Annotated in this window: 21 protein-coding genes; 5 read left to right on the forward strand and 16 right to left on the reverse strand. The window is 63.8% G+C overall.

Annotation, left to right across the window (positions count from 1 at the left end):
* Window positions 1-223: 223 nt before the first annotated feature.
* The 3 genes from PDM29_RS19535 (at window position 224) to PDM29_RS19545 (ending at window position 2731) form a co-directional block, all read left to right on the forward strand.
* Window positions 224-595 (forward strand): response regulator, encoded by a 372-nt coding sequence (locus tag PDM29_RS19535; protein ID WP_311191683.1) that lies wholly within the window; start codon window positions 224-226, stop codon window positions 593-595.
* Window positions 596-698: 103 nt separating this feature from the next.
* Window positions 699-2483, forward strand: coding sequence for a putative bifunctional diguanylate cyclase/phosphodiesterase (locus PDM29_RS19540; protein ID WP_311191684.1), 1785 nt, complete (start codon window positions 699-701; stop codon window positions 2481-2483).
* Window positions 2484-2494: 11 nt separating this feature from the next.
* Entirely contained in the window at window positions 2495-2731 is a 237-nt protein-coding gene (locus tag PDM29_RS19545) for a DUF1653 domain-containing protein (RefSeq protein WP_311191685.1), read from the forward strand.
* Window positions 2732-2768: 37 nt separating this feature from the next.
* Here the strand turns inward: PDM29_RS19545 and PDM29_RS19550 are convergent, their stop codons facing one another.
* The 3 genes from PDM29_RS19550 to PDM29_RS19560 form a co-directional block, all read right to left on the reverse strand.
* Entirely contained in the window at window positions 2769-3989 is a 1221-nt protein-coding gene (locus tag PDM29_RS19550; RefSeq protein ID WP_311191686.1) for a hypothetical protein, read from the reverse strand.
* Between the two features lie 254 nt (window positions 3990-4243).
* Window positions 4244-5368: a TrbL/VirB6 family protein gene (locus PDM29_RS19555; protein WP_311191687.1), complete on the reverse strand. Its 1125-nt coding sequence runs from the start codon at window positions 5366-5368 to the stop codon at window positions 4244-4246.
* Window positions 5369-5427: 59 nt separating this feature from the next.
* Window positions 5428-6252, reverse strand: coding sequence for a hypothetical protein (locus PDM29_RS19560; RefSeq protein WP_311191688.1), 825 nt, complete (start codon window positions 6250-6252; stop codon window positions 5428-5430).
* A gap of 376 nt (window positions 6253-6628) precedes the next feature.
* Here PDM29_RS19560 and PDM29_RS19565 point away from each other — a divergent pair, with 376 nt between their 5' ends.
* Both PDM29_RS19565 and PDM29_RS19570 read left to right on the forward strand, forming a co-directional pair.
* Window positions 6629-7093, forward strand: a complete 465-nt coding sequence (locus PDM29_RS19565; protein WP_311191689.1) for a DUF4189 domain-containing protein — start codon at window positions 6629-6631, stop codon at window positions 7091-7093.
* Window positions 7077-8180, forward strand: a complete 1104-nt coding sequence (locus tag PDM29_RS19570) for a DUF4189 domain-containing protein (protein ID WP_311191690.1) — start codon at window positions 7077-7079, stop codon at window positions 8178-8180. Before PDM29_RS19565 ends, PDM29_RS19570 begins: the two co-directional genes overlap by 17 nt.
* 20 nt (window positions 8181-8200) lie before the next feature.
* Here PDM29_RS19570 and PDM29_RS19575 read toward each other — a convergent pair whose 3' ends face one another.
* The 13 genes from PDM29_RS19575 to PDM29_RS19630 form a co-directional block, all read right to left on the reverse strand.
* Window positions 8201-9220, reverse strand: coding sequence for a Rieske 2Fe-2S domain-containing protein (locus PDM29_RS19575; protein WP_311191691.1), 1020 nt, complete (start codon window positions 9218-9220; stop codon window positions 8201-8203).
* Window positions 9217-10332, reverse strand: coding sequence for a hypothetical protein (locus tag PDM29_RS19580; RefSeq protein ID WP_311191692.1), 1116 nt, complete (start codon window positions 10330-10332; stop codon window positions 9217-9219). The genes PDM29_RS19575 and PDM29_RS19580 overlap by 4 nt, the downstream gene beginning before the upstream one ends.
* Window positions 10329-11492, reverse strand: a complete 1164-nt coding sequence (locus PDM29_RS19585; RefSeq protein WP_311191693.1) for an ATP-grasp domain-containing protein — start codon at window positions 11490-11492, stop codon at window positions 10329-10331. The genes PDM29_RS19580 and PDM29_RS19585 overlap by 4 nt, the downstream gene beginning before the upstream one ends.
* Window positions 11489-12328: an MBL fold metallo-hydrolase gene (locus tag PDM29_RS19590; RefSeq protein WP_311191694.1), complete on the reverse strand. Its 840-nt coding sequence runs from the start codon at window positions 12326-12328 to the stop codon at window positions 11489-11491. The genes PDM29_RS19585 and PDM29_RS19590 overlap by 4 nt, the downstream gene beginning before the upstream one ends.
* Window positions 12315-13307: an NAD-dependent epimerase/dehydratase family protein gene (locus PDM29_RS19595; protein WP_311191695.1), complete on the reverse strand. Its 993-nt coding sequence runs from the start codon at window positions 13305-13307 to the stop codon at window positions 12315-12317. Before PDM29_RS19595 ends, PDM29_RS19590 begins: the two co-directional genes overlap by 14 nt.
* Before the next feature lie 2 nt (window positions 13308-13309).
* Window positions 13310-14326, reverse strand: a complete 1017-nt coding sequence (locus PDM29_RS19600) for a beta-ketoacyl-ACP synthase 3 (protein ID WP_311191696.1) — start codon at window positions 14324-14326, stop codon at window positions 13310-13312.
* 38 nt (window positions 14327-14364) lie between these two features.
* Window positions 14365-15459, reverse strand: a complete 1095-nt coding sequence (locus tag PDM29_RS19605) for a DUF4189 domain-containing protein (protein WP_311191697.1) — start codon at window positions 15457-15459, stop codon at window positions 14365-14367.
* A gap of 47 nt (window positions 15460-15506) precedes the next feature.
* Window positions 15507-16850: an XVIPCD domain-containing protein gene (locus tag PDM29_RS19610; RefSeq protein WP_311191698.1), complete on the reverse strand. Its 1344-nt coding sequence runs from the start codon at window positions 16848-16850 to the stop codon at window positions 15507-15509.
* Window positions 16847-17464 (reverse strand): hypothetical protein, encoded by a 618-nt coding sequence (locus PDM29_RS19615; protein WP_311191699.1) that lies wholly within the window; start codon window positions 17462-17464, stop codon window positions 16847-16849. The genes PDM29_RS19610 and PDM29_RS19615 overlap by 4 nt, the downstream gene beginning before the upstream one ends.
* Before the next feature lie 478 nt (window positions 17465-17942).
* Window positions 17943-18485, reverse strand: a complete 543-nt coding sequence (locus PDM29_RS21105; RefSeq protein WP_425508695.1) for a DUF4189 domain-containing protein — start codon at window positions 18483-18485, stop codon at window positions 17943-17945.
* Between the two features lie 56 nt (window positions 18486-18541).
* Complete coding sequence (locus PDM29_RS19620; RefSeq protein WP_311191700.1) at window positions 18542-19093, reverse strand: DUF4189 domain-containing protein; 552 nt, start codon at window positions 19091-19093, stop codon at window positions 18542-18544.
* Between the two features lie 42 nt (window positions 19094-19135).
* A complete protein-coding gene (locus PDM29_RS19625) occupies window positions 19136-20284 on the reverse strand; it encodes a TrbL/VirB6 family protein (RefSeq protein WP_311191701.1) in 1149 nt (382 codons plus the stop codon).
* Between the two features lie 69 nt (window positions 20285-20353).
* Window positions 20354-21139: a hypothetical protein gene (locus tag PDM29_RS19630; protein ID WP_311191702.1), complete on the reverse strand. Its 786-nt coding sequence runs from the start codon at window positions 21137-21139 to the stop codon at window positions 20354-20356.
* Window positions 21140-21159: the final 20 nt, after the last annotated feature.

Raw genomic sequence — 21159 nt, forward strand, 5'->3', positions numbered from 1 at the left:
CACTTCATGCACTTTTCTTGACATTTCTTTCACAAATCACCCCGGCGAGCTGCTTGTGATACATCCAGGGCTCGTGTGTCCCAGTTTTGGTAGTGTCTTTCGGCCTACCGCCGACGGCCGTGAATCGCGTACAGTTGCGTATTGATCCGTTGCACCTGCCGACGCCCGAACCGGGCGCAGGTGAATGCGCGCGGGTCATCATCTGTCTTAGAGGAAGCCGAGCATGTCTGAACCCCTTCGCGTGTTGATGGTCGAAGACCAGCAGGACCTGCGTGAGTTGATGGGACAGGCCCTGCAGGACTTCGGCATCGAGATCCACACCGCAGTGGACGGCCCGGCCGCGGTGCAGATGATCGAACAACACGGCGATTTCGACGTGGTGTTCAGCGACATCAGCATGCCCAACGGCATGACCGGCGTGCAGCTGAGCGAACACGTGGCGCGCGCCCTGCCCAATGCCCGCATGATTCTTTCTTCCGGCTACGCCCGCTCTCATCTGGAAGAGCCGCTGCCCGAGCATGTGGAGTTTCTGCCCAAACCCTACCGGCTCAATCAGTTGATCAAGCTGCTCAAGAGCCCGGCCACCACGTCCTGATCGTCATCGGCGTGAACGCTTCATGTCGCGCTGCGACACTTCACGCCAGCTTGCAGCACAGTCGCGATAGTGAACCTGTCTTCCGTATGACAGGGCACACGGAATGCTCGACCGAAGTCAGGAACTGGAGCGGATTGCGCTGATTGAAGCGCTCAATGTGCTGGACCCCGCACTGGGCCGCGCGTTGGACCCGATCACCGAACTGGCGGCATTTACCTTTGACGTACCGATCGCGCTGATCTCGATTGTCGACAGCGAGGCGCAGCACTCGATCTCACGGGTGGGGCTGGATTCGGTGGTCCGGGTGGAACGTCAATGGTCCATCTGCGCCTGCGCGATCGAGTCGCACGCCGTGCTGCAGGTGGAAGACCTCAGCCAGGATCCGCGCTTCGCGGACAACCCGGCGGTGACCGGCCCCGAGCATCTGCGCTTCTATGCCGGTGCGCCGCTGGTCACTCGCGGTGGTATCGCACTGGGAGCCTTGTGCCTGATCGATCGCAAGCCGCGGGTGCTGGGCGAAGACGAGACGCGGCAGTTGCAGACGCTGGCCCGGCTGGTGGTCAATCAGATGGAACTGCGGATGTCGGTAGGCCGGCGCGACGCCGTGAGCGGGCTGCCCAACCGCCAGCAGTTCCAGTCCGACCTGGGCGTGCTCGGCCGGCAGGATGGCGGCCACCAGTACACCGGCGTGCTGCTGGACGTGTTCGATCTGCAGAGCACCACCGACGCCGGCCAGGTGCTGGGCCTGAAGCCGGTTGAATCGCTGCTGCGCCAAGCATCGCTGCGGGTGCAGGACATGATCGGCGAGATCGCACAGGTCTACCACGTGGCCGCGACCCGCTTCGGCTTCGTGCTGCGCGACCACAGCCACGAGCAGGTGGAGGAACTGCTGGACCGGCTGCGCGAGCGCATGCGCCGACCGCTGATGGTAGGCAGCATTCCGATGTCACCGCAGTTCCACGCCGGCGTCTGCGCGTTCCACCCCGAACCCGAGCAGACCGCGGACCTGCTGCGCAAATGCCTGGTCGCCATGCATCACGCACTGCAGACCGATGCCTGCGTGTGCTGGTATTCCAAGGACCGCGACGAATACCTGCGGCGGCGCTACCGGCTGGCCTCCGATGCCGGGCGCGGCCTCAGCCAGGACCAGTTCACCCTGGTCTACCAACCGCGCTTTGACCTGTCTGACGGGCTGCCGGTATCGGCCGAGGCGCTGTTGCGCTGGACCCACCCGTCGCTCGGGCCGGTCAGCCCCGCCGAGTTCATTCCAGTGCTGGAATGCACGGCGCTGATGCCCACGCTGAGCCGCTGGGTGGTGGAGCAGGCCGTGCAGCAGGCCGCCCGCTGGCAGACGCTGCTGCCCGGCTTTGCCGTTTCCCTGAACCTGTCACCGCGCGACTTCGACGACGAACACTTGTGGCAGCGCATGGCCGAGCGACTGCAGATGTACGGGCTGCCGCCTTCGTTGATTGAGGTAGAGATCACCGAAGGCCAATGGCTGCACAGCCATCCCGCCGCCCTGCCCCAGCTGCGTGCGATGGCAGCGGCCGGGGTGCGGGTGGCCATTGATGACTTCGGCAGTGGCTACAGTAATTTCGGCTATCTGGCCGAGGTGCCGATCAGCCATATCAAGATCGACCGCAGCCTGATCACCGGGTTGGCCGATTCTCGCACCGCGCGCCTGAAGGTGGACGCCATCATCCGGTTGGCCGAGCAGCTGGGCTACCGCACGGTGGCCGAGGGCGTGGAGCACGAAGCCGAGCTGGAGCTGCTGCGGGCATGGGGCTGCGATGAAGCGCAGGGCTTCCACCTGGCCCGGCCCATGCGCGCCGAGGCAGTGACGCAGCTGGTCCTGGCCTGCCGTGCGGGGCCGCTCGCCGACGCGTAAGATGCGTCCCCATGACAGATCTCGCCCCACTCCCTACCCTGCCCACCGGGCATTACCGCCACTTCAAAGGCGGCAACTACCGCGTGCTCGGTGTGGTCCGCCACAGCGAAACGTTGGAACCTCTGGTGCTGTACCGGCCGTTGGACAAGGACAGCGGCGACTGGGTGCGGCCCTATGACATGTTCTGCGCACAGGTGGAGCATGAGGGCGTGATGCGGCCGCGATTCGCATTGATCGCGGCCGATTGATTCCGCGCGGACGGGCATGGCCCGTCCCTACCAGCCCTTACGGCGCGGCGCTCTGCCCGGCAACCGCCGCACTGTTGACCACAAACGGATCACGCCCGGCATCGGCATAGCCACTGCACGCCGCATCGCCGGGGGCCACCGGATCACAGGCCCACAGCCCACGCGGCACGGTGTCGCGCGGTTCAAAACGCTCGCCCGTCCACACCAGGAAGCCCAGGTGCAAGCGGCCCCACTCACCGTAGGTGCGCGGCTCGGCTTTGCCTTCAGCGGACACGTCGGCATACCAGCGCAGCGCCGGACCATACTGCAGCTTGCCCGGATCCAGCTGCACGCCTGTGCCTTCCACGCCATAGCGCTTCTTGTCGACATCGGACAGCAGCGGCTGCGCCGGCATCACCTGCGCGGTGATGTCCTGCGGTGCGCCGCCCGCCGTGACCTGGTACACCCGCTGCTCGACCAGTGCCTCACGGCAGCTGCCGGTGGACAGGCGCATGGTCTTGCCCGCGTTGCCATCCGGGTAACGGCCATCCACGCAGGTGAACGGACCAGAGACCAGATACACCGTGGTCGAGGCATCGGCCCCTTCGAACGAACGCACCCACAGCCCGTTCTGCACGGCAATGAAGTCCGGCCGCACGCCATAGCCCGGCACCGCCTTGAACCACGCCTTCTGGCCAAGCTGACGCTCGCGCGCGGCGCGTGGCAGCAGCAGCTGCTGTTCGGGGATGGCCTTTAATGCATTGGCCAGATGTGACGGCATGACACCCTGGCAGGCCCCCACCAGCAGATTGTCCTGGCTGGCAAGGCGCGCAGCCAGATCGTTCGGGCAGCGTGCGCCCAACTGCCGTTCGATGGCGTTGTCCTGGTTGGCCAGCACGGGTACAACCAACGGACGCGGTGCAGGCGGCGCGGCCGGGGCCTCGGCAACAGCATCAGCCGACGCTGGCTCAGGTACCACGGCTGCCGACGGCGCACCTGCCGCGGCATCCGCGGCGGCGGCAGCGGCATCTGCGGCACGGGCAGAGATGATTGCATCGGCTTGTTCGGCGTTGATTCTTTCATTCGAGGATGCCGGTGCCTCCGCCACTGCGTCTACCGCCTCGACCGGCTGCTCGGCCGCAGCCGGCGCAGCGACGGGAGCATCCACAGCCTCCTGCGCCTGCGCCTGCGCGGTGGCCAGCGCGAACGGCAGCATCAGCAGCAACGAGGTGGAACGGCAGGCACGCAGGTGCCGGGAATGAAGCGATGCTTTACGCATGTATTCGTCCTTGAAGCTGGAGTTGAATGAGGTGGATCACTGCAAGCGATGACATTCAAAGCCCCCTTTGAATGTCCGTTCCGTCCACGGCCGGGACCCCGACGCGGACACCCTACACCAATCGTGAAATCCGCGTCGCGACAAAGTGAAGAAACTTTGAAGAAGATCACATCTTGGACCGTAAGATCCTGTTAATCCCAGGACTGCATAACAATCGGGACAAAGGCCGCACCGCGTTGGTGCGGCGCAACACCTCATCCCAACGTTGGCCCCGCATTCCCACGCAGACCGGGGCCGATGCCCGGGCTTGATCCCCCCACCGGATGTGCCGCACCCGGCACAAGATGCGGATGAACCTGCGGCACTGGCTGCTGCTGGGCCTCCACCGCTGTAGGCGCGCTCGGGGCAGCCTGTTCCCTTGTCTGAGCGGCGGAGGTGCCCCCTGAGATTTGCGAGAACGGCGAGAAGTTGCCCAGTACGCCTTGGAAGAACATGGCCGCCATTGGCGGCGCAGTCACGATCAGCGTGGTCATGATCACCCCAAGACCGCCCTGCTGCAGCGCCATGCTGCTCAGACTCGTCCCTCCACCACCGCCCAGCAGGAACATGTCGATGGCAGCACGCGCCCAGAACGACTCTGCGACTGCCACGACCGTGGTCATTGCATAGTCGACCATCACTGCCAGCACCGCCATCGAGAACATCGTTCCGAGACCATAAAGCAGCCACTTCTGAAACAGCGGCTTGGTCTGCTCAAACAGCAGGCAAAGTATGAACAGCGGTGCCAGTCCAACAAACAACGCCAGCGCGATCTTGTAAAGCATCAACATCGAACCGGCCACCACAGCGGGACCGCCGGTGCCCAGGCCGATGAAGAACTTGGCCTGCAGCTTCTCGGAGCCCATCTCGGGATCATTGGCAACCTCGATGGCGTCAATGCTGGCCATCGCCACCTGCATCCAACCCAGTGCCTTGTCTATCTGCTTCTCGGCGGGAGCACTGCTACCGGTGACGACACGCGATATCTCATGCTGAAGATCCTGAAACAGGATCGTCCGCAGCTCTGCGGACAGATCCGTGAGCTTCCAGTTGGTGATGGACACAGCGGTCGCGAGCAATACGATGAACATCGCGCGCACCACATTCATGAAGAACGCGGCTATTGAATCCCGGCTTCGCCCCGATACGATCAGCCCGCCCTTCATGGCCACCCACAGTGTCAACACCCCCCACGCGAACTCAGCGACCCACTTCACGACGCGATCAAACAGCCCAACGCGGAACTCTTCGATCCGCTTATCCAGCGACTGCATGATCAGATCGAAGAACACGAAGTCCATCGCACCCGAGACCCGCATGAACGCATCTGTTAGTTCCATTCCTTCCCTCATCCATTGTCCAACTGAAAGCTCTGACGCGTGCATCAACCACACGCCTGTTACTTGAGCTTCAATGCCTTCTCCAACGCCGCCACCTGCACCACGTCACCCACCGCCCGTTTCACCGGATCTCCCCTGAGTGCTGCCTTCGCCAGCACGCGCTGCTGCTCTTTGAGTGAGGCGATGCTGGCGTCATACGCCTGCATGCGCGCCGACCAGGTCTGCGCCATTGCGTTCAGCTGATTCCCAAGGCGCGCAGTGTCACCTTGCGCAGCCTGCGCCCCGCCGGAGGTGTTCTCGCTGTTTTCGCGCGACTCCAGATTCCGGTCCATTTCGGAACGGACCTGATCCATGGTCTCTTCGAGGAAGAAGAGCGTCTCGTTGAACTTACGGTTGTCCATCCGCTGGATGCTCACGCACAATTCATGCTGACGCTTCTTCCAGTCCGCGCCGTCCCCGAACGCTATGTTCCCGGCCAGCTGTTTCCATCCGGTGCTCAAGGCTTCGCGGCCGCACTTTTCTTTGACCAGGTAGTCCTCCGCCACGGGTTCAAGCTGCGCGCCGGGCGGAAGGTCCATCGCGAAACGCAGCGGGTCGAAGATCGCATCCAACTGCTCCATGTGTCGCTTGGTATCCCTCCAGCGCTGAGCCTCCGTCGTAAACTCTTTAATCTGGGAGACGAACTGCTGGATCTTCCAGAAGATTCCCTGGATGTCGACCACTGGCCAGCCGGATGCGGTCGCGGTCGGGGACGCCGCGGCAAGCGCGATGATGAGCGCACAAGCCTTGGCACTCTTGCGCGCGCGTTGCCGACGACGTGTGCCACCTCGTCCCGACGTCTGCTGTGATTCTTCATGCCCTCGCGGACTTGCCTTCGCCTTCATCACGACCTCCTTGATCAAGGCGTGAACCATGCAACAAGGCAGACGCCACGTGGACGCTAGATCCCGGCCAGCGGCGACACGAAACGAACATCCAGCTTTCAATGGCCGCGCGGGCTTTCGTCGAACACACTGCGGCACAGGAGTTTCAGGGCGCATGACAGCGACAGCGCGAAGCGCATTCGCTGTGCCGGACAAATCTGCAGGATTTCCCTTGGTACGTCGCTTCCAGCCATCAGCGCGCGACGCCGCCCCCCTCAGAACAACGTCCGGGGCTGGGATGTAGGAAAACCCCTATACGCCCACCACCCATTCCCCGCTATCGTATGCAACCAGCGCTCCGGTTGGCCCGGGGCGGGTCATTCAACGGGGACAACACATGAAGCACACCGCACCTCGCCCGCACCGGGCGCGCTGGACACTGCTGGCCATTCTGGCCACCGGTACCGCCTTCGCCCAGACCCCGGCCGGGCTGCCGCCGCCGGGCACAATGAGCGCGAAGATGCCCGAAGGCATGGAAATCTACATGAGCATGGCGGTCAGCGACGCCGACCAGCAGGTCAGCCGGAACATGGGGGCCAGCGAGTCCGAGGCGAAAATCCGCTCGCTGCAGGAATGCAAGGCCAAGTACAAGGGCTGCGTGGAACTGATCACCTTCCCGGTGCGCAACCACTGCATGGGCCTGGCGGTGGACAAGAAGGCCAAGCCGAACATCCGTGCCCTGTTCGTCAGTGTGGAAGAAACCGGCAAGACCAAGCCGGGTGAGCTGGCCCAGAAGTCGCTGGAGCAGTGCGAGGCCGCCGGCGGTGCCCAGTGCGAGTCGCAAAGTGATTACTGTTTCTAAGGCTGTCCGCATCGGACTTGCGGGTGCGCTGCTGGCCCTGGTGCCGGCTTTGGCCCACGGAAACCAGGCGCAGCAGACGCAGATGCAGCGCGATCACCAGAACATGGTGAACTACATCGTCTGGCATCAGAGCCCAGTCGCGGCAGCGTATGTCCCCACCGCCGAAGACCAGATCAATGCGGCGCTCCGGGCCGCCATGCTGGCAAGGAAGCGTGAGAAGATCGCCAAGGACGCTACCCGCGACTGGTGGGGCGTGGTCGTGGTCAGCACCGAGGACGGCTCCTGGAACGTAAAGCTCAACGCCGAGGACAAGACCATCCCGTTGATGGATGCCATGGACGAGTGCAAGGGCGTCTGCTCGCCGATCCTCACCTTCGCCAACAGCTGCGTCGCACCGTCCTACAGTGCACAGGGCGGCATGTACTGGGAACAGGGCGACACCCGCGCCAATGCCCGGGAGGCGGCGAACGCTGCGTGCACCGCAGCAGGGGGCAGCAACTGCAACAGCCCGAAAGAACAGGCCATGTGCACCGGCTGGAAGTATGCGTACAGCGGCCTTGAGCGCTTTTCCAATCGCATGAATCACACCGCCAAGGGTGATATTGCCTCGGCCAAGTTCGAGTACTTCCCAGGTGCCCAGGACTACATTGCCAAGCCACTGGAACGTCGCGGCACGTCAACGGCCAAGATCGATCTTGACAAGAAATACCACGGCTCTGATGAAAAGGGAAAGCAAAGACTGGAGCAGCGCGCGCAAGGCGTCATGCGCATGGCCGAGCCCTGGACCGCCATTGCCGCCGGAAGCGGGCCGAAGGCCTATGCCATCCACTGGGGCCTGAACGAAACCGACGCCAAGGACACGGCGATCAACAAGTGCGGCGGCGGTGACTGCAAGGTGCTGGTCGCGGTGCCCTACGGTCAGTGCATGACAGCCATCCGCCTGCTCAAGGCCGACGGGCGCGTGGACAGCTTCGGCGGCCAGGGTGCCACCCAGGCCGAAGCGGAGGAAATCGCGATGACCCAGTGCATCAGCGCGGGCGCGGCCACCTGCCCCGTCGTCTTCAATGAGTGCATGAAGAAGAAGTAATGCGCGACGTAGAGATGCTGCTACAGCAGCATCTCTACGGCACGGGGTACCGCCTCTGGCGGCAACGCCCCCTGCGACCAGAAGTGTTCCAAGGTGCCACGCACCAGATCCAGTGGCGTGGACGCCCCCTGCCTCGCGCCGAATCGTGCCTTGTTGTCGGACTGCAGGCGCAGCATGGCAGCATCCTGGTCGTTCACCCGCTTCAGGAACGGCCACACGAACAACCGCACCGCCCACGCCGGAGCCCAGCGCCCCTCCACATGCAGGGTGACGAACACATCCGTCTCATGCGGGCTGCGTGGGGTGAAGTGCAGGTCGATCAGCACCCGGCTGCCGTTGGCGTAGGTGTACTCAATGCGGGTGCTGCCCGGCGCGGCAAAATGCGCGCGCTCGCCGGTGCGCTCCGACTCGAACAGGCGATACAGCAGACCTGACTGTGCCGGCAGGCCCTGGTAGTCGACGCTGAAGCCTTCGGCGGTGGGAGTGAACTGTGCCGTGGCCCGAGCGCGCGCGGCGTCACTGCGCACCAGCCCGGCGTGGATGAAGTGGGTGTGCATCGGATCCAGGAAGTTCTCCATGGCGTCCACCACGTTGGCTGCCCAGCGGGTCTGCCAGATGAAACGGCGCGTGCCCGGATCGGTGGCGCGCACCATGGCATTGGGCTGGTCAGCCCCTGCCGGTCCCGGTCGCAGCCACACGAAGCCATCGAGTTCGCAGGTGGCAAATGCCCGTACCCGCACGCCCGGCGGGGTGTGCTCAGACGGCAGGCCGGGCACCCCGCGCAGTGCGCCTTGGGCATCGAACGCCCACCCATGGTAGGGACAGGCCAGGTGCCTGCCCTTGACGCAGCCCGCCGACAGCGGTGCGTGACGGTGGGGACAACGATCTTCCAGAGCGATCAGGGTACCGTCGCCGTCCTGGCTTCGAGCCAGGGCGATGTGCGTGTCCAGCACCGTGATACCCAACGGCTGCGGGCCGACCGCGTCGGAGCGCGCAACCGCATACCACTGGGTGTGAAGCAAGGGGTTCCAGGTACTCATAGTTGAAATCCACGCAGCAGCGGTACACCGAGCCGGCAGGTTGTGGCCGACAGCGCCGAGATCATCGCGCGCGTTCGGCGCGGCAGATGACCGGCGTAGACGGCACTGTATTCGATGGAAGGCACCCCGCCGCGCAGCCGCTTGAAACCCGCGGCACCAGCGCTGAAGTTCAAACGCCAGCCCTGGATCTGGCAGGTGCGATACGCGCACGCGGTGGCGAGTCGGTACAGAGCCCGCTTCTGTGGCTCGGTCGTGTCGTAGCCGACAATGGGGGCGGTGGCGGTGCGCCCCAGTCGGAACAGCCCGACAATGCATGCCAGACGATTGTCTTCGTCGCGGAAGCCCTCGAACTGCAGCAGCCCGGCACGGTGCCAAAGGCGCAGGAACTCGGCGGTATAGACCGGGTTGAAGCGCGAATGCTTGCCGATATAAAGCATTGCGTAGAGTTCGGCGATGCGCGCGTAGTCGATTTCGTTGATGTCTGCATCGTCACAATGACGCAGCGGCGTCTTGCGCAGCAGCGCGATATCCCAGCGCAGGTTCTGATGACGACGATGCAGGGTCTCGAACGCGTCGTACAGATACACCTGCCGGCTGGCGACCAGCACACAGCCTGCAGCGCGCAGCGCGTCGATCCAATCCGCATTGTCGTGGGCGTTGAGCGAACGGAACCACACCGCGTGCTGCGGCCAGCGCTCTATCGCCTCCGCCACCACCGCGACCGGGTTCACCTGCGCAAGCGACGGGTACAGATTGGTGGACAGCAGCCAGTTGTTGACGCACACGGCGCGGTCGAGGCCATTGCTCCGCAGCGGCACGCCAATGGCGGCGATGCCCTTTCGCGACAGCGGCGCAGCCCATGGCGGAAGGTAGCGCGCGGCTTCTTCTGCCGCGTAGTCGGCATAGGTACTGGTGGGCGAGCAGACCCAGGCATCGCCGGCCAGCCCGTCGTGCACGCTGACCGGCAGCGGACCGACCTCGGTGCGGATCGCGGCGGTGTGCGCGCGCACGTTGGTGATCAGGGTGTCGGTCGCACGGTCGGCGTGCACCGCCGCGAAAGCATGCGCCGCGCTGGTGAAGTTGCCCTCACCCTCGGTGCGCACGGCGCTCATCGGGCGACCGCTGCCATCGGCTCGCCATCCCACTCGATGTCGCGGGTGGCCGCCTCGCGCAGGCTGCAGTGCTGCCGTCGCGCCATCCGTGCATATGAGCCCAGGTCGAGCAGGCTGGCCAGCGGCGGCAGGCGGTCGCCGGCGGTGCTGATGACGTCGACGGCATTACCGAAGTCGCGTCGCCACTGCCCGAACTGTCGATGCTGGACGGCCTGCTTCAGGCCTGCGCTGGCCATCAGCGCACCGATCATCCGTGCGCGCGGTGCAACCGGCTCCTGTAGTTCACCCTCCCCCAGCAACGCCGCCGGCAGGTCGCAGTCGAACGGGAACAGATGCAGCCCGCTGGTCGCGCGTGGATTGCATTCCAGCGCCAGCGCCCCGCCTTCGGCGGCCTCGATCCAGTCGAAGGAGATCTGTCCGCTGTAATGCGTACCGCGCACCAGCGCGGCGATCGCATCGCGGATGGCCGGCCGCTGCACCGGCTCGAAGTAGTAGCTGGAGCTGCGGTGCAGCCGATAGCGCGGGCGGTAGATGGCATGCGCCAGCAGGCGGCCGCGGTGGGCGATGGCATAGCTGCACAGCTCATCACCGGCGACGAAGGCCTGTACCACCCAGGGCCCCAACGCGGGCAGCGCCGGCGCATCGGCCGGAATGCCCTGCGGGTACAAGCGGACATGCACGCCGAAACGCGAGAACTCCGGTTTCAGCACCACCGCCCTGCCCTGCGCCCATTCCCGCGCCTCCTCCAGCGAGGACACCCGGCCGCTGTCCGGCACCGGCATGCCGTGCTCGCGGGCGATGGACAGGAACGACCATTTGCTGTGCAGCGCCGCCAGGGTGCCAAAGCCATCCACTGCCACATGCAACGAGCGCGGCAGCGCGGGCCGGTGCCGTGCCAGGTGCAGGGCTTCCTCGCAGGTGGGCAGCAATAGATCGATGCGTTCGCGGGCGACGATGCGATTCAGCTCAGTCACGAAGGCATCGGGCGCATAGCGCGGTGGCGGCAGCGCATGAGTCTGTTCAACGGCGCTGGACCAGCCGGTCAGGCGGCACGGAATGCTGTCGGCCACGTGCACCTGCCAGCCCAGCCGGTCGAAGCGACGTGCGTGATCCAGCGCGACCGGCGCACGTGCCCCCAGAATCAGGACGCGCGGGATCATCGCATCGCCTCCCGTCGCGGCCGCCACTCCAGGCAATGCGATGGCACGATGCGCACCTCGGGGGCGGCCTGCTGCAGTGCATGCAGCCGGGCCAGGGTGTCACGGTAGATGCGGGTACTGCCCAGCCACGCCGTCACCATGGCCGGCGGCGGTGTGTTGTCACGGATCGCCTGTGACGACCAGCTGGCATCGGCGACCAGAAACACCGGGCCCTGCCCATCATCGAACAGCGCGCCGAAATGACCGGCCGCATGGCCCGGCAACGGCACCAGCCGCACGCTGCCATCGCCGAACAGATCAAACGCCGGGTCAAAGTGTGCAAACGGCGCGGGCAATCGATGCGCCGGCTGCGACTCAAACCACAGCGGTGGCGTTTCCTGCCAGCTCTGCAGCAGGCCCGGCAGCAGTCCCAGGCGGAGCGCGCCGATGCGGGAACGGGCACGGATGTCGTCCCAGGCCGCCCTGGAACAGGCCACGCGCGCGTGTGGGAAATCCGCCAGCCCGCCAATGTGGTCGCCATGCAGGTGCGACACGACCACCCACGCGATGTCTTCCGGTGCGATGCCGTCGCGGCGCAGCTGTGCGGCCAGTGATTGCTGTGGGTCCAGGTGGACCGGCGTGACCAGCTGGTACAGCTTTTCCGGGAAGGCAGACGTGGCCTGCAGGAAGTGCTCGGAATAACCCGTATCGAAAAGCACCCAGCCCTGCGTGGGATGGCGCAGCAGTGCAACCAATGCCGGAAACTCACAGCTGCGCGCCGGTGCGCCCTTGCGGGTGGCCCGCTCGGGATGAGTGCAATGCCCGGCTTCGTAGAGCCGCCACTCAAGCGCGACCATGCGTCCTCCACCACTGCGCATAGCGGGCCAGACTGGCCTCCAGGTCCGGATTGGGATCGTAGCCCAGCTCGCACCGTGCCCGGCTGATGTCCAGGGTCTGCGCATAGCCCAGCACGCCGACGCCGTAACGGCTCAGCCGGGGCTCGGGCCGACCGGGCCGGAGCAGCGCGACGCGCTCGGCCAGCCCTGCGAGCAGCAGCGCGGGCACGCGCGGTACCGGCACGCGTTTGACGTCCAGCTCCAGCGCACTGAACAGCGTGTCCAGCAGGTGGCTAACCTGTACCGGTGCGCCGTTGCTCACGTTGTAGGCGCGGCCATCGGTGGGCACGTCGGCATCGACGCAGTGTTCGATCAGTCCCACGAGGTTATCGATATGGGTCACATCGACCAGGGCACGACCGCCGCCGATCATCGGGAACCAGCCCCGCGCCGCGACCGCCAGCAGGCGCGGCAGGATCGCGCGGTCACCCTCGCCGTACACCGCGCGCGGGCGCAGGATCAACGCGGGCAGCCCACGGGCACACGCAGCGAGCACCTCGCATTCCGATTCCCATTTGGTTCTGGCGTAGTCGGTGATCCACCGCGCCGGCGGATCAAATGCTTCTTCCACCCCGTACTGGTCACGAAAGCGGAAGTAGATGCTGGGCGAGCCGATATGAATGAAACGGCGCACCTTGTGCCGAAGGGCGTGCTCGAGCAGGCGCTGGGTTGCCAGCACGTTGGCGCGCTGGAACTCCTCGGCCCGCCCCCACGGCGATGACAACGCAGCGCTGTGCACCACCACCTCACAGCCCTCCAGCAGCGCATCCAGCGCATCGTCTGCCAGATCCGCCGTGATCGCGCGCAGATGGGCGTCCGCCTGCGGCAGCCGGCTATGGTCACGCCCTGTGGCGATGACGGTATGCCCGGCAGACGCAAGCTGCCCGGCAACCTTGTGACCGATGAACCCGGACGCACCGGTGACCAGAATGCGCGCCAAGTTCAGTACCTCAGCACCGCACCGGCAAACGACAGCCCGGCACCGGAGCCCACCATGGCAAACAGATCGCCACGACGCAGGTCGCCGCGCTCAACGGCGTGATGCAGGGCCAGCGGAATCGAAGCCGCCATCTGGTTGCCGTGGGTCTGCAGAATACGCACCAGCACCTCCGGGGGCAGCCGAAGCGCACGCTGCAGATGATCCAGCGCCTTGGCACTGGCCTGATGCGGAACCAGCAGCTTCAGATCGTCCACGCTGACGCCCGCACGGGAGAGCAGCGTCTGCATGAAGCCCGGCAGCTTCTGCGCCGCCAGCCGATAGGTCGAGCGCCCGGACATCTCGAACTGCGAGGCGGCCGCGTAGGCCTCCGCGCCATCGGCCAGCCGCACCCGGGTGCCGCCGGAGCGCACCTGGCAGAACCGGGTGCCCTCGCTGTAGGTTTCCATGTGCGAAGCCAGCAGGCAGGCACCGTCGTCCGGGCCAGCCGCTTCCACGATGACCGCCGCCCCGCCATCACCGAACAGCGCGGCCGTGTCGGTGTCGTTCCAGTTGAGCCCGGCAGAGGCCACTTCACCGGCCACGATCAGCGCCCGACGGTAGCGCCGGGCGGCGATGGCACCAGCCACCAGGTCCAGCGCCACCAGGAAGCCCAGGCAGGTGGCATTGACGTCAAAGGCGGGAATGCCGGAGCCGGCCAGCCCGAGCCGCTCGTGCACCAGCGCCGCCGTGCACGGAATGGCCTGCTCCATGACGCCCCCCACGCTGATCACCACATCCACCTGATCGGCACGCAGACCGGCGCGCTGCAGGGCATCCTGCGCGGCCATGGCGGCCATCAGCGATGTCGGCTCGTCTGCACTGGCGAAGTGGCGGTAATCGATCCCGACGTGCCGGCGGGTCCAGCCGGCGGGCTTGTTCCAGCGGCGGTCGAAGTCTTCCGACTCAATGCGCAGGGAGGGGGTGTACTGGCCCGTGGCCAGGATGCGCAGCGGCAGGCTGCGCGGGAGGTCGTGTTCCATTCGACAAACAGTTCAGGTGGCGGAGTGCGCGAATCAGGTTACTTCAAGCATTCACTGAGAACGATAGGACAGGCACGCGCACCCGAACCGATACAGTCGGTGAGCGCCGCTTCCTCCGCAGCCGCCTTGGTCGGGCCGCGTGCACCAAAGCTCAACACGCGGCCGCCGCTTTGTGGCACCCGGATGGCGACCAGGCATTCACCATGTGGAGCGGCCGCCAGCACCGAACAATCCTTGGCCCCGCACTTGCTCAACGCGCTCTGCTTCGCGTCCTGCTCACTGGGTGCCGTGTGCACGGCGAAGGCATCGCTGCCGGCGCTGGTGGCAATGGCGGTCCACTGGGTCGCAATACGGGTCATGCCCTTGGCGCGGTCGTCCAGGTCCTCGCCCGACCACGCACGCATTGACCCGTCCTCGTTCTCCACCTTCACCAGCGCCATGGCGGTTGAGCTGCCCCGCCGTTCCAGCGGCTTGGCCATGTACTCTTTCGCACCGGGAATCTCGATCAACTTGGGCGACGCAACCTCGCCGCGCGCTTCGCGCCCCAACCGGGCGAAGAAGCGATCACTGCCACTGTAAGCGTACTTCCAGCCGGTGCAGAAGGCTTGCTTGGGCGGGCTCTGACAGCCGGTTCCGCCCGCCGCCGTGCACGCCGCCACCGCTGCCGCATTGGCATTTTCCTGGCTGTCACCCTTGGCCCACTGCATGCCGCCCTGCTCGTTGTAGGCCGGAGCCATGCAGGCGTTGGCGAACTGCACGACCGGGGTACAGGTGCCGCGGCAGTTCTTCATGGCATCCATGGTGGCGTCCCGCGCAGATTCACCATTGAGACCCACGCTCCAGGAACCATCTTCAGTACTGACCACGACGACACCCCACCAGTCGCGGGTCGAGTCGTTTCGGATCTTGGCAATCTGCGCAGCCCGGACATTGGCTGCCAGTTGCGCTTCGGCTGCGGCCTTCTGAGCAGAGATGTAGTCACCCGCGCCCGCACTTGGCTGCCATGCGCCGGGGATCGGCGCACAACCGAGCATGCCTTGGCCACCGATGGGGTACTGTCCAGGCGGGCAGCGGCCTTCGGCGTATGCCCCAAAAGAGGCGAGAGCCAGCAGAAGTACAAAAATCCGTTTCACGCTCATTCCTCCGACAACCTGGTTCTCGTTACGGTGCCCGCACCGGCTCAACTCACGCCCCGACTCATGCCGCGAATCTGCTCCTGCACCTGATCCTGCTGGGCCAGCTGAGCCGTCGCCTGATTCTCGATCTGCCGCCCGCTTTGTTCAAGCGGCGTATTCATCGCGGCAACGGTGGGCACGGAGGCACGCAGGTGCGCCGGATCGGACAATGCGCCCTGGATCGCGAACGCAGTGGAAGCATCGTTGCTCAGCACCACGTGATCGATGCGCTTGCCGCCGAGCTCATGCATCCGGCACGCCAAAGCACCGGCCAGCTGTTCGCTGCGCACGTCAGGGGTACGTCCTGCGCGCTGGTCCTGCTCATGTACGCCCTGCAGCGCTCCGATGAACAGCGGATAGCCAACGTGGCCCGGCCCGTTCAAGGGCTTTAGCGGAACGGATGGCGGCAGTGCTGCGGGCTGCTCGCGTGCCTTCTCTTCGAGGCGTGCGGGCTCGCCAGCGGGAAGCGGGTCGCGAAATTCGTCGATCAGGTGCTTGGCGAGACCTACGCCACTCACCATACCCAACGGAACGAGCTGACGGGCGCGCTTCACATCATCCCGGTAATCCTGGATCAGCTCCCGGTTCGAGTCAGCCAGATCGCGGTGGCTCGCATACTCGAGGACCGAATCTGGGCCGAGGAAGTTGCCGAGCTTGTGAGATTCCAGGGACATACCGGCGGTAGCAGCTACGCGTGAACCCGGTGCAATGAAAACGCTTCCCAGCGTCAACCCCTCACCATACCCATTCCTTCGGAGCGTATCGATCTCATTCTGCTTGGCGTACACACGCACCTCACCATAGTGGGGCGAAGCGGCACTGACCGGATCGTTGGCCATGACGTGATTGATGACCGAGCTGCCACCCTCTGGAATACGACGGGACAGGCTGGCAGCGCCGTAGGCATTGAAGGTCTCGCCTTTCAGGTCAAAGTGGTGGGCGGTGACCTGGGCCAGTGCACCCCCTAGCGAGTGACCGGTGACGATGACGTCAGAGGGCGTTCCACGTCGTTCACTCTCGCTTCTAGCATGCTCAATAGCTCGAGCGGTCAGTGCGATCGCTTCGGGCGCTTGAACGTTTGTCCGCGCTGCCAGCATCGCCAGATCGGTGGCAATGTCGTGACCGACCGCCTCCGTTCCGCGATGGGCGACGATCACTTGCCCTGTGTCGAGCCGCTGATAAACAGTTCCTTGATAGCCTGTAACCTGGTTGTCTACCTGCTCAATGACCCGATACCCATGCCCAAGCACGAGAGTGACTTCTCTATCTTTCGGATCCTGAACTCTATCATTTGGATTGAGATATGCATTATCTGAAAGATGCGCCAGATCCAACGAACTCAAGGTCATCGAGCTTCTCCTTCAGACTTTACGGAGGCCCTAAAGGCACCCTCGCGGTACTTCGGCGTGTACTCATTGACGTCTGAAACGCCGAACGAAGGATAGCCCGCAATTGTCTCCGCTCTGGGATAATCTTTTCCAGGATAAAAGAGACTGAGACTCTTGCCCGCAGCTAGCGACGCACGATCCATGAATATCTGGAACTCCGTTTCGCCTTCCGCCCCGGTAGCAAGAAAGATCACATGAAGTCCGGTCAAACCCCATTGGCACTGTGCACGACCGTAGTAGTTGCCGTCCTGAAGAAGGTCCTCAAACACGCGCCCCTTGAACTCCACATCTGACACCTTCTCCAAGGGCACGTCCCTTGAGGTGGTCATCCCCATGGGAGTGCCAGTGGCAGGCTGCACATAGCCGCACTCTCCGGAATTGACGACGTCGTACTGCCCGCGCGCAACGACTTTACCAAACGGACCGGGCGCATCATGCACAGTCCAGGTGAAGTCGATGCCCCGCTTCGGCGATTCGTTCTCTTTGACCTGCTGGTGCCATCTGGCACCGGGACTGACAGAATCCCCTCCACATCCTGGCATGAGCATCAGCAGCACCAATCCCATCGCAGCCATGCATCGTCCAACTGGTTTCGCCATGATGCCCCTCTGCCTGTAATGCGTATCTGCGGCCAGTCGCCGCCCGTAGCATATGATGACGCCCGTTCGCCGCCGGCACCATAGGACAATTCCTACGCACTCAAGCGAAGACATCGGACGATGTCCTTCAAGCCGACGCCTTGATCAGGCGTCAGAACTTCTTGAACTCCGACATGCTGCATGCTGAGTATGCAATTGGGCACTGCACCGTGCCTGGGGGCGAACGCGGCTGTGCCGCCGTTTGCACCAGGAATGGGCGCGCATCCCAGCATGCCCTGGCCGCCCACGGGGAACTGCCCAGGCGGGCAACGGCCCTCCGCCCAGACAGAGCAGGAGGTTGCCGCCAGCATCAGCAGAACGAGCGTTCTCACCATTGAGAAGTTCCCACAGTTCAATCTGATTCGGTCCATCCACTCGATGGCGGCGGCGTTCGCACAAGGTCTGCAGGGGTAGCTCAGAAACTCTTGAACTCGGACATGCTGCACTCAGAGTAGATGATGTTGCATTCCTGGCGGGAGCCGCCCGTCTCGCACTCTTTCATCGCATTCTGTCTGGCAAGCTCTTCGGTTGCTGCTGCACTCGCCATGGTCCTCGTTCTGGCGCCTGGTGGCAGGCTTCGGACAAACGCTATCGTGGGATCAGCCATGGCAACACACTGGTTGTGATACGCCAGTCGAAGCTTGCAGGATTTGCCGCCTGCGCTCCTGCACCGATCTGTTGCGAGATCCACAGCTGCTCGCTTCGACTTCTGAGATGCGGACGTCCCGGTGGAGTTGTTGTCACCGTCCTCCACAATTGCACCCCAACGTGTTTCCCACTTGCCCGTGGGCTGGGGAGCCGATGGTTGGGCCGGCCCCTGACCTCCTCCAGCACCGGGGATCGGTGCACAGCCAATTACTCCCTGTCCCCCGATGGGATACTGACCAGGCGGGCACACACCTTCAGCGTGCGTCGAGAGTGAGAAAAGGCTCAACACCAAAAGAAGTGCAATCCGCACGTCAATTTCCGTTCAAGTAGCACTGCTTCTGACGAGCCACTACCGCCAGAAGCCACTCAGAATGCCTTGAACTCGGACATGCTGCAGGCGGAATACACAATGCTGCACTGCTGACCAGACCCTGCCTTCTCGCACTCTTTCATGGCATTGGATTTTGCGCGCTCGATAGTTTCGGCGGCGCTTACGTTGTTCGAAGTCAGACTTCCTTTCGGCTGGCTCCTGACGAACTCCATCGTAGGATCGGCTATGGCAACACACTGGTTGTGATAAGCCAAGCGCAGCTTGCAGGACTTGCCCCCTGCGCTCTTGCAGTCGTCGATTGCTGCGGCGACCGCAGCACGCTTTGATTTTTGAGAAGTTGATACTCCGGTAGCCAGGTTGCGACTGGTAGCGTCGTCGGCCACAGCCCCCCAGCGCGTCTCCCACTTGCCCGTGGGCTTGGGCGACGCTGGTGCCTGCGTGGCGGCATCTGCACCGCTGGCACCCGGAATAGGCGCGCAACCAAGCATGCCTTGGCCACCGACAGGAAACTGCCCCGGCGGACACCGCCCTTCAGCAAAGGCTGAAGAGGATGCCAGCGCCATCACAGCTAACAGAAATATCCTCATACCACCATCTCCAAATCATTTGTAAATCGGCCGCTTAAGCCATCAATCCGCATTACCCCTATGCGTGGTCTTGTCTACGCTTCCAGAGTTCGTACCGAAACTGCGCGGAATGACGTCTTGGTTCACCCTAGCATCGTTGTTACCAGAATCGGTCCTATTATGCGTCTGCGGCGGCGTATACGAACCCGGCGGCTGACCCTGCGGACCCGGGGCCGCCGGAACCGGCGAACCTGCGATCTGCGTGTATGGCGAGAATGCACCCAACGTGCCCTGGAAGAACAGTGCGGCCATTGGGGGAGCAGTCAGAATCAGGGTGGTCAGCATCAAGCCCATGCCGCCCTGCTGCATGGCCTGGCTGGTCAGGCCTTCCGAAGCACCGCCCTTCAGGATGAACTGCTCGAACGCGGCGCGGGCCCAGAACGCAATGGATACACGCACCACCATGTCCAGCGCGATGGACACCATGGCCGCCAGTACCGCCATTGAGAACATGGTGCCTATGCCATAGAACAACCACTTCTGGAACAATGCCTTCGTCTGGTCAAACAGCAGGCATAAGATGAACAGAGGCCCAAAGCCCACGAACAACGCAATGGCGACCTGGTAGAGCAGCAGCATCGAGCCCGCAACGACGGCAGGGCCACCCGTTCCCATGCCGATGAACATCTGCGTCTGGAACTTCTGGTTGCTGAGGCTGGGGTCATTGATGACTTGAATGGCGTCCACGCTGGACAGCGCCACCTGCATCCAGGCCAGCGACTTGTCGATCTGCTCCTCCGGGGTTTCGTTGCTTCCGGTCACAACGGTCGCAATGACGCCCTTCACGTCCTCGGTCAGGAAGTCCATGATGTTCCGACCGAACAGGCTCATGCTGGTCGCCACGCTGACGATCAGCGCGGCGCGCGCCATGTTGGTCACCAGCGCGATCATGGAATCGCGGCTCTGGCCGGTCACGATGCGATAGCCCTGGATGAGCACCCACAAGGTCATGACGACCAGGGCGATGCCGCCGACCCAGGTCATCATGTAGCTCATCATGTCCAGACCGAAGTCATTGATGCGCTCGCGCAGGTAATCCAGGATAAGCCGGAAGAATACGAAGTCGCCGATCGACTGGACACGCGTGGCGTATCCAAGCAGGTCCTGCAGGCCTCCTGATAAATCAAAATTCGCGATCGATTCGAGCTTCATTTCCATAGTCCTTTGGTCTTCCCACTTTCCCATGCCACGGGCAGTAGATACGCGGCGTCATCAACCCGCTCAGTCAACGTCAACGCTCAACGCACCCTTCAGCGCGGCGGTCTGCACCAGGTCACCCAGCATCTTGTTCTTCGGGTTGCCCTTCAGCGCAGACTTCGCGAGCACATTCTGGTTCAGCTCCATGGTCGCGATGTAGGCATCGTAAGATTGCATGCGCGTGGCCCACTGCTGCGCCATCATGTTCAACTCGTTGCCCAGACGCAGCGTATCGCTGTCCGCCGCCTGCACGCCGCCCTGCTTGTTGCTGGTCTTGCGGCTCATGAAGTTCTTGAACATCGCGTCCTGGGCCTCGGCGATGGTCTTCTCAAGGAAGTCGACCGAGTCGTTGTACTTCTGGTTCTGCACCATGCGGATGTTCACGCAGATCTGGGTCTGCTGGGACTTGATGTCCTCTTCGTCGCCGATGCCGGCAATCGACAGCAGGGTTTTCAGACTGAAGGCTTCGGTGTTCTGGCCGCAGGTTTCCTTGACCAGGTAGCGCTTGTCCACCTTCACCATGGGCTGCCCGTCGGGCAGGTTGACCATGTAATTGAAGGCGTCAAAGATGGCGCGAAGCTCATCAATCTGCTGCTTCATCTGGTCCCAGCGTACGGCCTCTTTGGCGTACTCGGTGGTGTCGTCGATCCACGAGCGGATCTCGCCCATGATCGAGGTGATGTCGATCACCGGCCAACCGGCGTAGGCGTTCTGCGTGCCCATCATCAGGGCGGCGGCGACCACCAGGGCGCGCAGACGCGTGCGCTTGGCGGCCTTGGCTTTGGTAGTGCGCTTATTCGTGTCGTTCATGGTGTACTCCAATGTCATGT

The sequence above is a fragment of the Stenotrophomonas oahuensis genome, from assembly GCF_031834595.1.
In the GTDB taxonomy this organism is placed as follows: Bacteria; Pseudomonadota; Gammaproteobacteria; order Xanthomonadales; family Xanthomonadaceae; genus Stenotrophomonas; species Stenotrophomonas oahuensis.